Source organism: Kaistella jeonii (assembly GCF_000812865.1).
Classification (GTDB): domain Bacteria; phylum Bacteroidota; class Bacteroidia; order Flavobacteriales; family Weeksellaceae; genus Kaistella; species Kaistella jeonii.
In genome coordinates this window covers 179613-191653 of sequence record NZ_JSYL01000004.1, presented here as the reverse complement: position 1 = coordinate 191653, position 12041 = coordinate 179613, and the positions used below count along the sequence as shown (strand labels likewise).

11 protein-coding genes are annotated in these 12041 nt (G+C 35.1%); 8 read left to right on the top strand and 3 right to left on the bottom strand.

What is annotated here, in order from left to right; all coding sequences use genetic code 11:
- Positions 1-50: 50 nt before the first annotated feature.
- Both OA86_RS08520 and porX read right to left on the bottom strand, forming a co-directional pair.
- Positions 51-812, bottom strand: a complete 762-nt coding sequence (locus OA86_RS08520; protein ID WP_039351681.1) for an exodeoxyribonuclease III — start codon at positions 810-812, stop codon at positions 51-53.
- Between the two features lie 200 nt (positions 813-1012).
- The gene (porX, locus tag OA86_RS08515; protein ID WP_039351679.1) at positions 1013-2554 is read right to left on the bottom strand and encodes a T9SS response regulator signal transducer PorX; all 1542 of its coding nucleotides are present in this window, start codon (positions 2552-2554) and stop codon (positions 1013-1015) included.
- Between the two features lie 318 nt (positions 2555-2872).
- On the opposite strand from porX, the gene OA86_RS08510 reads away from it, so the two are divergent.
- The 8 genes from OA86_RS08510 (at position 2873) to OA86_RS08475 (ending at position 10585) form a co-directional block, all read left to right on the top strand.
- Positions 2873-4087, top strand: coding sequence for an HD domain-containing protein (locus OA86_RS08510; RefSeq protein ID WP_039351677.1), 1215 nt, complete (start codon positions 2873-2875; stop codon positions 4085-4087).
- A gap of 57 nt (positions 4088-4144) precedes the next feature.
- Positions 4145-5176, top strand: coding sequence for a UDP-3-O-(3-hydroxymyristoyl)glucosamine N-acyltransferase (gene lpxD, locus OA86_RS08505; protein ID WP_039351675.1), 1032 nt, complete (start codon positions 4145-4147; stop codon positions 5174-5176).
- A complete protein-coding gene (locus OA86_RS08500; RefSeq protein WP_039351673.1) occupies positions 5169-6569 on the top strand; it encodes a bifunctional UDP-3-O-[3-hydroxymyristoyl] N-acetylglucosamine deacetylase/3-hydroxyacyl-ACP dehydratase in 1401 nt (466 codons plus the stop codon). The genes lpxD and OA86_RS08500 overlap by 8 nt, the downstream gene beginning before the upstream one ends.
- Positions 6566-7354 carry an acyl-ACP--UDP-N-acetylglucosamine O-acyltransferase gene (gene lpxA / locus OA86_RS08495; RefSeq protein WP_039351671.1) on the top strand — a complete coding sequence of 263 codons (789 nt, stop codon included), beginning with the start codon at positions 6566-6568 and terminating at the stop codon, positions 7352-7354. The genes OA86_RS08500 and lpxA overlap by 4 nt, the downstream gene beginning before the upstream one ends.
- 58 nt (positions 7355-7412) lie before the next feature.
- Positions 7413-7976, top strand: coding sequence for an elongation factor P (gene efp, locus OA86_RS08490; protein WP_039351669.1), 564 nt, complete (start codon positions 7413-7415; stop codon positions 7974-7976).
- A 75-nt stretch (positions 7977-8051) separates the two neighbouring features.
- Positions 8052-8954 carry an LpxD N-terminal domain-containing protein gene (locus tag OA86_RS08485; protein WP_039351667.1) on the top strand — a complete coding sequence of 301 codons (903 nt, stop codon included), beginning with the start codon at positions 8052-8054 and terminating at the stop codon, positions 8952-8954.
- Between the two features lie 81 nt (positions 8955-9035).
- Positions 9036-9908, top strand: a complete 873-nt coding sequence (gene sucD / locus OA86_RS08480; protein WP_039351665.1) for a succinate--CoA ligase subunit alpha — start codon at positions 9036-9038, stop codon at positions 9906-9908.
- Between the two features lie 14 nt (positions 9909-9922).
- Positions 9923-10585 (top strand): porin family protein, encoded by a 663-nt coding sequence (locus OA86_RS08475; protein WP_039351663.1) that lies wholly within the window; start codon positions 9923-9925, stop codon positions 10583-10585.
- A gap of 292 nt (positions 10586-10877) precedes the next feature.
- Here the strand turns inward: OA86_RS08475 and OA86_RS08470 are convergent, their stop codons facing one another.
- A complete protein-coding gene (locus OA86_RS08470) occupies positions 10878-11981 on the bottom strand; it encodes a DUF6438 domain-containing protein (RefSeq protein ID WP_039351660.1) in 1104 nt (367 codons plus the stop codon).
- Between the last annotated feature and the right edge of the window lie 60 nt (positions 11982-12041).

Sequence of the window (12041 nt, the reverse complement as noted above, 5' to 3'; positions counted from 1 at the left end):
TTAACTAAAAGAAAAATCTTTGCGTTCCTTGCGTTAAAATTAAATAACCTCTACGAAAGCTCAACAAGAACAGGACAATGATCCGAATGCACCGCTTCCTTTATAATCACGGCTCTCGAAAACCTTTCCTTTAAAGCATAAGACACGAAATTATAATCCAGTCTCCAACCTTTATTATTGGCTCTGGAATTTTGTCGATAACTCCACCAAGAATAATGATCTGGTTGAGAATTGAAATACCGGAAACTGTCGATCAATTGACATTCCTCTATAAATTTCGTCATCCATTCTCTTTCCATCGGAAGAAAGCCAGAAGTGGTAGCTAAACCTTTCGGATTGTGAATATCAATTGCTTCGTGACAAATATTAAAATCACCGCAAATAACCAAGTTAGGAATCGTTTTCTTCAGGTCTTTAACATAATCCAGGAAATCATAACAGAATTTCATTTTAAAATCAAGTCTACCAATATTAGAAGCGGATGGAACATACACCGAAATCACCGATAAATCTTCAAAATCAGCGCGCATAATTCGTCCTTCGCTATCGTAGTTTTCAATTCCACAACCGTATTCTATGTGTTTTGGTTTTACTTTTGACGCAATCCCCACGCCGGAATATCCTTTCTTCTGCGCAGAATGCCAGGAACTGTGATAACCACTTTTTTCCAGACTTTCGATGTCGATCTGGTCGTTTCCAGCCTTGCTTTCCTGGATGCAAATGACGTCGGGATCAGCAACTTTTAACCAACCCAAAAAATCTTTTGTAAATGCGGCTCTAATTCCGTTGACGTTATAAGAAATAATTTTCATTAAAGTTAATTTTCTCAAAAATACGAATTTATAAGAAGCTTAAAAAGATGAATAATCCAGATTTATAAAATAAATGGAGAGACAATGAATAAGATTTAGAAATAAAATTCCTGTAAGGTAAATTCAAATAGAAAAGGCGGGAAAAATCAAAGATCTTTCCCGCCTGATAGAGCCCAAAAAAAATAAACTATGAAAACAAACTATTTGGGTTCTAATATGCAAATCGGTATGATGACCTCTTCCAAAGAAATCCCACCATGTTGATAAGTTTCTTTGTAATAATTTACAAAATGATTATAATTTTTTGGATACGCCAAAAAGATATTATTCTTCGCGAATATATATTTTGAACTTAAATTCCCTTTCGGTAAAAACAATTTTTCGGGGTTAGAAACCGCCCAAACATCGCTTTTTTCGTAGGTTAAACTTCGTCCTGTTTTGTAGCGAATATTAGTTGAAGTTTCTCTGTCACCAACAACTTTGCTCGGTTTCTTCACGTAAATTGTTCCGTGATCGGTCGTTAATACGAGTTTAAAACCGTTTTCAGCCGCTTGTTTAATGATCTTTAATAAAGATGAGTTTTCAAACCAGTTGTAAGTTAAAGATCTGAAGGTCTTATCATCTCTGATCAATTGATTTACAATAACATTATCGGTTTTTGCATGAGACAGAATATCGATGAAATTATAAACAATCACCAGTAGATCATTGTTTTTATGTTGATTGAAATCATCTAAAATTTTTCGCTCAAAGTCTGAATTCAAAATTTTCAGATATTTCATGCTTTTGCCTGACAATCCGAGACGCTTCATTTGATCTTCTAAAAAATCACGTTCATGTTCATTTTTATTTCCTTCTTCATTATCATTGATCCAATAATCGGGGAATCTTTTTTCAATTTCTGACGGCATTAATCCCGCAAAAAAAGCATTTCTTGCATATTGCGTTGCCGTTGGCAAAATACTATAGTAATAATCTTCGGAAGTTTTATTGTAAAACCTTGTGAAAAGAGGTTCGATGACTTTCCATTGATCGTATCGAAGATTATCGATCATCAACAATAAAACTTTTTCTTTCTCAACTTCTGGCTTTACTTTTTCCTTAAATAGAGTGTGACTCATCAGTGGTTTATCACTGGAATTCAGCCAGTCTTCATAGTTGTTTTCAATAAATTTAGAAAACTGAATGTTCGCTTCTTCTTTTTGAGACTGCAACAATTCTGAAAATTCGCTGTCGAAAACCTTGTCAAATTTTATTTCCCAGTTCAGGATTTTCTTATAATATTCTGCCCAATCTTGGTACGTTCTCAAGTAAGAAAGTTCCATAGAAAGATTTCGGAATTCCTGTTGATATTGCAAAATCGTTTTTTGCTCTACCAAAGTTTCTTCCTGCAAGTTTTTCTTTAACGACAGTAAAACCTGGTTAGGATTTACCGGTTTCAATATGTAATCTGCGATCTGAGAGCCAATCGCTTCTTCCATAATTCGCTCTTCTTCATTCTTCGTTACCATCACAATTTTGATGGCTGAATCTATGTTTTTGATCATAGGAATTGCTTCCAGACCAGAAATTCCGGGCATATTTTCATCGAGCAAAGCCAATACGAAATTTTCTTTTTCTATCATTTCAAGGGCTTCGTTCACGTTATTTACAGAAGAAACTTGGTAGCCTTTGTTTTCTAAAAATACAATATGAGGTTTTAGTAAATCTACTTCATCATCAATCCAAATCAATTTTGTCATACAAAAAATTCAATATTTAAAATTAAAGTTCAATGTTTTTGAACTTTGTTTAATGCATCAAAAATACAACCAAATGTTCTTAAATTTTGCCCAAAACTTTCCTCAATAAAGTTAAACTTGAGTTAATGAACTGTTGATAAATCTCGAAATTTCTGAATATTTTAAATAAATTCTCTGCTTTTTCGATCGTTTCTTATTTTGTAAGATGATTAACTTAAATTGAATTTTCCGCAATACTTTTTTTAATTGATAAGATTGGTAAGAACTTTGTTTTATTATAATTAATTTTGTGCTTCCTCAAACATTTAGTTTCAAAAAATGACCAATAAGCTTAAAATTATCAACGATCCGGTTCACGGTTTTATCAAGATCCCTTCAGAAATTATTTTTGATGTCATCGAACATCCTTATTTTCAGAGATTGCGCAGGATTTCCCAGACGGGGTTACTCAATTTAATTTTTCCGGGCGCAACTCATACCAGATTTCATCATGCTTTAGGTGCTATGCATTTGATGTTTACAGCTTTGGAAACTTTAAAATTAAAAGGAATTGAAATTTCGAAAGAAGAGGAAAAATCTGCTTTACTGGCAATTTTGCTGCACGATGTTGGTCACGGTCCTTTTTCACATGCCTTAGAAAATATGTTGATGGATGATTGGCATCACGAAAAGTTGTCGCTTTTGTTCATGAATAAGATGAATGTTGAATTTAATGGAGAACTTTCAATGGCAATCGAAATGTTTCAGGGAAAATACCATCGAAAGTTTTTTAATCAGTTGATCTCCTCCCAGCTCGATGTCGATCGTTTGGATTATTTAAAAAGAGATAGTTTTTATACCGGTGTTTCTGAAGGGAATGTAAATACACAGCGAATTATTTCGATGATGAACGTTTCTGAAGATGAACTCGTCATTGATGCAAAAGGAATTTATTCGATTGAAAATTTTCTCACGGCCCGAATGTTTATGTATTGGCAGGTTTATTATCATAAAACTTCGGTTTTGGCTGAACATCTTTTAATCAAAATTTTGGAACGTGCTAAATTTTTAATTTCAGAAGGAAAAGATTTGCCTGCATCTGAGAATTTAAAATATTTTCTTCATAAAAATCATTTTGAAAGTGCGACCGAAGAAGACATCCAAAGGTTTACAGATCTTGATGACAATGATCTCATCCAGGCAATGAAATTTTGGTCAAAAAATGAAGACCTCATTCTTTCTTATCTCTGTAAGTGCGTGATCAGGCGCGAATTTCCGAAAACCATCATCTCTTCACAACCTTTTGATCCTGAATTTATTAAAGATAAAATCAATAAAACCAATCTGAAATTTAACATTAAAAATGGTGCTGAATTGGTTGATGAGATCTCCAGAAGTTTGCTGCCTTATAATAAGGACATACAGCCCATTTACTTGCTCCAGAAAAATGGCAAAAAAATCACGCTTGAGAACTCTGAAAATCAGATCCTTTCTTCTTATATCAATCAGCTGAATACCAAGTATATTTTATCCTTTCCAAGGGAAATCGAGTAGAATATTTTTCACTGAAAAGGAATTGACATAATTGGGAATTTCTTATATTTGCAAGATATGGAATTTACAGCATCTCAGATTGCAAGTTTTATTAACGGAAAAATCATAGGCGATGAAACTGCGACGATCAGTGGAGTTTCACCTATTGAAAGTGGCGAAAAAGGCCACCTTTCTTTCGTTGCACAAGAAAGATTTGCAGATCATATCGAGACTTCAAAATGCTCAGTTCTCATCGTTTCAGAAAAATTATTAACAAAAGACTCTTATCCTACAACCGTTATTGCCGTAGAAGATGCCTATCTTTCTTTTCAGATTTTAATGAATCTTTATAAAGAAATGCAGGGCAGAAAATCTGGTATTGAGGACGGTGCAGTATTTCACAAAACTGCAGAAGTGGGTGAAAATGTATATGTTGGAGCTTTTACATGTGTTTCTGAAAAAGTGAAAATTGGCGATGAAAGTCAAATTTACCCTCAGGTTTTTATAGGGAAAAACGTGAAAATTGGAAAAAACTGCGTTATTTATAGCGGCGTAAGAATCTATGATTACTGCGTGATTGGCGATAATTGCATCGTACATTCTAATACGGTAATTGGTTCAGACGGTTTTGGTTTTCAACCCACCAAAGATGGCTATCAGAAAATCCCGCAACTCGGAAACGTAATATTAGAAGATGACGTAGAAGTTGGTGCAAATTGTACGATTGATCGCGGAACTATTGGTTCGACGGTCATTGGCAAAGGAACCAAAATCGATAATTTAATTCAAATTGCGCACAACGTAAAGATCGGTCAGAACAATGTAATTGCTGCACAAACAGGAATTGCAGGTTCTACTGTAATTGGGGACTGGAATCAAATTGGTGGTCAAGTTGGGATTGTGGGTCATATTACCATAGGAAGTCAGGTGAGGATTCAAGCCCAAAGCGGTGTGAATTCAAGCGCGAAGGATAGCGAGATTCTTTATGGTTCACCGGCGATTAATGCCGGAGAATACAGAAGAAATTATGTTCATTTTAGAAATTTTAGCCAGATCGTGAAAAGAATCAATGACCTAGAAAATAACTCAAAAGATAAAACTAATGAGTGATAAGCAAAAAACTCTATCTGAAGAGATTTCTCTCTCAGGAATAGGACTTCATACCGGAAAGGAAGTAAAATTAACAATTAAACCAGGGAAGGAAAACTCAGGTTTTATATTTGTAAGAACTGATCTTGAAGGTCATCCTCACATCGAAGCTGATGTGAATTATGTTACCACTACAGAACGAGGAACAACACTTGAGAAATTGGGTGTAAGAATTCATACTTGCGAACATCTACTTGCCGCATTGGTAGGTTGTGATATCGACAATGCAATTTTGGAAATGAACAGCGCTGAACCACCTATTTTAGATGGATCATCAAAGTTTTTCGTAGAAGCAATTGAGAAAGCCGGTATCAAAGAACAATCCGCTGTCAGAGAATATTTGGTGGTTAAAGAAGTTCTTAGTTATGTAGATGCTGCGACCGGTTCTGAGCTTACCATTATTCCTTCAGATAATTATGAAGTGACGACCATGGTAGATTTTGGGACCAAAGTTTTAGGAACTCAAAATGCTACTTTAAAGGATATCGCAGATTTTAAAAATGAAATATCCTCCGCAAGAACCTTCAGTTTTCTTCACGAATTAGAAATGCTTTTAGACGCAGGTCTTATCAAAGGCGGTGATATTTCGAATGCGATTGTTTACGTCGATAAAGAATTAACTCCGGAAACTGCAGAAAAGTTGAAGAAAGCTTTCGGTAAAGATGATATTTCAATCAGACCGAACGGAATTTTAGATAATCTGACCTTAAATTACCCAAATGAAGCGGCACGTCACAAATTGCTTGATGTGATCGGTGATTTAGCTTTGGTCGGCGTAAAAATTAAAGGAAAAGTAATTGCCAACAAACCGGGACATTTTGTGAACACACAGTTTGCAAAAAAACTGAACCGACAGTGGAAATTACAAAGAAGAAAAAATGTTCCGGATTTTGATCTATCCAAAGAGCCGGTTTTCGATATTAATGGGATCATGAGGTTATTGCCACACAGACCGCCATTTTTATTGATCGATAAAATATTAGAATTGTCAGACAGTCATGTCGTTGGATTGAAGAATGTTTCGATGAACGAGCCATTCTTTGTAGGTCACTTTCCGCTGGAGCCAGTTATGCCGGGCGTTTTGCAGATAGAAGCAATGGCACAGGCAGCTGGAATTTTAGTTTTGGCAAGTGTTCCTGACCCCGAAAATTATTCTACCTATTTTATTAAAATTGATAAAGTAAAATTCAAGAAGAAAGTAGTTCCTGGCGATACTTTATTATTTAAAATCGATTTGCTGGAACCGATCAGAAGAGGAATTGTTCACATGCAGGGTTATGGCTATGTACGCGACAGTGTTGTAGTAGAAGCAGAATTGATGGCACAGGTAGCAAAAAGAAAAGTAACGGAATGATACATCAATTAGCTGCAGTAGATAAACGTGCGAGCATTCATAAAAATGTAATAGTAGAACCTTTTACAACAATTGCAGGTGATGTAGAAATTGGTGAAGGAACCTGGATCGGATCTAATGTAACCATTATGGATGGTGCAAGAATCGGTAAAGATTGCCGTATTTTTCCTGGGACGGTCATCTCTGCAGTTCCACAGGATCTGAAATTTGACGGTGAAGATACTCAGGTCATTATTGGTGACGGAACAACTTTGAGAGAATGTGTTACTGTAAATCGCGGTACAAAAGCACTCGGTTTTACCAAAATTGGGAAAGACTGTTTAATTATGGCGACTTCTCATATTGCGCATGATTGTATTCTTGGTCACAACGTAATTATTGCAAATGGTTGCGGAATCGCCGGACATGTAGAAATTGGTGATTATGTTGTAATGGGCGGACTTTCTGCCATTCAGCAATTCGGTAAGATCGGAAAACATGCTATGATTTCTGGCGGATCACTTATCAGAAAAGACGTTCCACCTTATGTAAAAGTAGGTAGAGATCCTATTTCTTACGCCGGAATTAATTCTGTAGGCTTAAGAAGAAGAGGATTTACGAACGATAAAATTTTCGAAATACAAAAAATTTACCGCGCTATTTTTCAAATGAAAATGAATGTTTCACAAGCATCAAGTTATATTGAAAAGGAAATGCTTCCAACGGCAGAAAGAGATGAAATTTTAGAATTCATCAAAAATTCTCCAAGCGGAATTGTGAAAGGGTACGGAACCGGAAAAGATTAAATAAATTTAAAAAATAACGAGTAGAAATTAATTTTTCAACTATCAACTATCAAAATAAATGGCAACAAGCAACGATATAAAAAAAGGAATGTGTATCGAATTCAGCAACGATATTTTCAAGATCATTGAATTCATGCACGTTAAACCTGGAAAAGGTCCAGCTTTCGTAAGAACAAAAATGAAATCTGTAACCAACGGAAAAGTCTTAGATAATACTTTTTCTGCAGGTCACAAAATTGATGAAGTTAAAGTAATTACCAGAAAATTCCAGTATTTATATGAAGATGACAACGGATTTCACTTTATGAATAATGACGATTTTTCTCAAATATATATTGATAAAAATATGATCGAAAACGCTCAGTTTATGAAAGCGGGCGAAGAAGTGACGATCATTTTGAAAGACAGCGATGAGTCTCCACTTTCTGCGGAAATTCCACCAACTGTTTATTTGGAGGTTATCGAAGCTGATCCAGGAGTAAAAGGAAATACAGCGACAAATGCTTTGAAAAATTCAATCGTTGAGACAGGAGCAAGAGTAATGGTTCCTTTGTTCATCGAAGCTGGAGATAAAATTAAAGTCAACACCGAAGACGGAAGTTATCTGGAAAGAGTAAAATAAATCGAGTTAGATATTTCTTGCTGCAAGTTTTTAATAATTTGAAACTAGAAATTTTTAATCGAAAATCTAATATTTATGAACTTTACAAAACCACAGACGCTAAAAACCATTTCAGAGATTATCGGAGCCAAAATGATTGGTGACGAAAATTTTCCTGTTCTGGGAACCAATGAAATTCATCGGGTGAAAAGTGGCGAAATTGTATTTGTGAATCATCCAAAATATTACGATAAAGCCCTGAATTCTGCTGCAACCATTATCTTAATTGATAAAGAAGTTGACTGTCCGGAAGGAAAAGCGCTTTTGGTTTCCGATGATCCTTTTCGGGATTTCAATAAGATCAATACGCATTTCAGAAGAATTTACAGTTTCACCGAAGAACTTCATGATCTTGAAGTGGGCGACGGAACAAAAATTCATCCTTCGGCAGTGATCGGTAATGAGGTGAAAATTGGTAAGAACTGTTTGATATTTCCAAATGTGGTGATTGGTGACGGAACCATTATTGGCGATAATGTCATCATTCAAAGCGGAACTGTTTTAGGCGGCGATGCTTTTTATTACAGAAAACTCGATGGGAATTTCGACCGGTTGATTTCTGTCGGAAATGTCATCATTGGGAATAATGTAGAAATTGGTAATAATTGCACGATCGATCGTGGTGTTACCGATTCAACCATCATTGGTGAAGGTTCAGTTTTAGATAATCAAATTCAAATTGGTCATGATACCATTATCGGAAAGAGATGCATGATCGCTTCTTTGGTCGGAATTGCAGGTTGCTGTATTCTGGAAGATGAAGTCACCGTTTGGGGACAGGTCGGAATGGCATCCGGAGTTCGTGTGGCGAGTGGAACCGTGCTTTTAGGAAAAACGGGCGTAAATAAAGATCTGAAAAAAGGAACTTATTTTGGACCTTTAGCAGAAAATTTCAAAGATTATTTGAAAAAAGAAATTAAAATTAAAAATCTTAAATAGATTTTGATCAAATAAAGAAGCAAATATTATTAAGTAATTTTGTATTCAGAAAAATATTTAAATAAATTTAAAAAATAAAAGATGTCAGTATTAGTAAACAAAGATTCTAAAGTAATTGTACAGGGATTTACCGGAAACGAAGGAACTTTCCACGCAGGACAAATGATTGAATACGGAACCAACGTTGTTGGCGGTGTAACTCCTGGAAAAGGTGGTTCAGAACATTTGGGTAAACCAGTTTTCAATACCGTTGCAGAATCTGTTGAAAAAGCAGGTGCAAATGTTTCTATTATTTTCGTTCCGCCAGCATTTGCTGCAGATGCGATCATGGAAGCTGCTGAAGCGGGAATCAAAGTAATTGTTTGTATTACAGAAGGAATTCCGGTTGAAGATATGGTAAAAGTGAAAGCTTATATCGCTGACAGAGATTGCAGATTGATCGGGCCAAACTGCCCGGGAATTATTACTTCTGACGAAGCGAAAATTGGTATCATGCCAGGTTTTGTTTTCAAAAAAGGAAGAGTAGGAATCGTTTCTAAATCAGGAACTTTAACATATGAAGCTGCAGATCAAGTTGTAAAAGCAGGTTATGGAGTTTCTACCGCGATCGGAATCGGGGGTGATCCAATCATCGGAACAACTACAAAAGAGGCTTTGGAACTTTTCATTAATGATCCAGAAACTGATGCGGTTGTAATGATCGGTGAGATCGGTGGTAACTTAGAAGCTGAAGCTGCAAGATGGTACAAAGCAAGTGGTTCTAAAAAACCAGTTGTAGGATTTATCGCAGGACAAACTGCACCAAAAGGACGAACAATGGGTCATGCCGGAGCTATTGTTGGTGGTGATGAAGATACTGCTCAAGCTAAAATGGCGATCATGAGAGAAAATGGCATCAACGTAGTAGATTCTCCAGCGGAGATCGGCGCTACGGTTGCCAAGGTATTAGGATAAAAACACAACACAATATGAAAAAGATTTTAATCAGTACAGCACTTTGCGCAGCTACATTTTTATCTGCGCAGATTGATTTGAGCAGTACCCGATACGGAGTAACTGCAGGTGGAACTTACTCCCGGGTAAGCAACGCGCATAATCCGTCGGGTCCGTTATATTCTTTTTATGGTGGTTTCCTGGCGATGATCCCGATTGGTCAAAACAACCAGTTTTTTATTCAGCCCGAAGTTGAATATTTAGGAGCCGGTGAATCGGGGAAAGACAAAGATGCAAAAGGAGCAGTTGGATATGATGCGGTTTATGGCAACAATTACATCAGTATCCCTCTTTATTTTAAAGGGTATTTCTCTGAAGCAGAATCTGAATTCTTCGCAATGGCAGGTCCGAAATTTAATTTTCTGATCAATCAAAATGTAAAAGATGCACCTTTAAGATATACGGTAGAAGGAGATCCTGTAACTGGTGTAAACGGTAAAGCAGCCACTTTTAATTTTGCAGTTGGTCTTGGTGTAGGTTATTCTTACAAAAGACAGCTCGAACTTACTGCGCGTTATGATTTAGGTCTCAGTAATACTTACCCCGGTTTAGAGAACGAAAAGGGAAGTGATTCTAATATTCAAAAGAAAAAATCTGAACAGGTTTTTAGCGTAGGTTTAAGTTATGTTTTCCAATAAAATAGAACTTTTCATTTATACAAATCCCATCAATTTTATTTGATGGGATTTTTTTTAGTTTAAATTTTCTGAGTTCGTGGCAGATTATTTTTCCTGGATGTCAGATAATTCTCTTTGCGGGTGGTAGTATTCTCTTTGCGGGTGGTAGTATTCTCTTTGCGGGTGGTAGTATTCTCTTTGCGGGTGGTAGTATTCTCTTTGCGGGTGGTAGTATTTACTTTGCGGGTGGTAATATTCTCTTTGCAGGTGGCAGTTCCCCTTTAATAGTAATACTTTGTTACCAGGAGTTTTTTTAGTAATTTTCTTCTCGAATTTCTAAATTATTTTTTTCAATGAAATTATATCCAATGTCGTAGATTTTAGTTCCATATTTAAAGAATCTCCCATTAGTTTTGATAACGATATCCTTGTCTTCATCTCCAAAAATCGTTAAATTGAAATTCTCTTTAAAATTTAATTCTACTTGTTTTGCATTAAGAATTTCATTTAAAAGTAGAAACCTTTCTGAATCTGCGAGGAATAAAGTTTTTTTTCTTTTATCAATGCGAAACATTGTTGAAAGTGGAAAGTCTTTTTCGGTTTTGAATTGTGATAATTTCAGATTTTGATATTTGTATAATGCCTTTCTGTAAGCCATCACTAGTTCAGAGGGCGCTTGACTTCCATAATCAGAGATCGTCTTTATTATTTTATTGTTTTTTACAAATGTTATAGTTATCGTGTTCAAGTCTGTCACGCGAGCGTAATAATTATTTTTAAGTTTGTTAATATTGGCTTTTTTAAAAGAATTTTCAATTTTATTGTATTCAATATTTGAAATTGTAGATTTATAAAATCCATTGATAGTATTGTATTTTTCTCCATAATAAAATACTTTTCCACTTCTATCGAATTCAATACTGTTAATCGCACAAGTTCCATAACATCCAGAAGATGAAATAATTATTTTGTCAAAAGTTTCATCTGCATTTAATTCATATTTAGGTTTAAAATATTTTAAATAATAGCCATCATGCTTTTGGAGTTTTAGAGTATCTTTTGTAATAGATATAATTTTATAATTACTCCAAGAATTTTTTATTGGGTCAAGAATTTTTAAACTGTCATTATCAAGTTTATAATCTGTCGAATCTCCTTTGTATGTTATTTTTCTTTCTTCTCTTGATTTTCCTTCATTGAAATCAAAAAAACCTATTTTATCAATTACGGTTCCGTTATCTTTAAAAATAAAGCCTCCTAAATTTGCAAAAAAAGGTGAAGGAGGTTCTTCAATTATTTGACTGTCGTCCACATGTTTTTTATATTCTACCTGTTTATCGTAGTTCCATTCTCCAACAATATCTTTTTCAAATTGTTTTTGTTTTTCAGATTTACACGAAACTAAAATTATAAACAACAATGATATTTGGAAAACTGACTTCATAGAATTACGGCTAAGGTTGGCTATTTCTGCAGG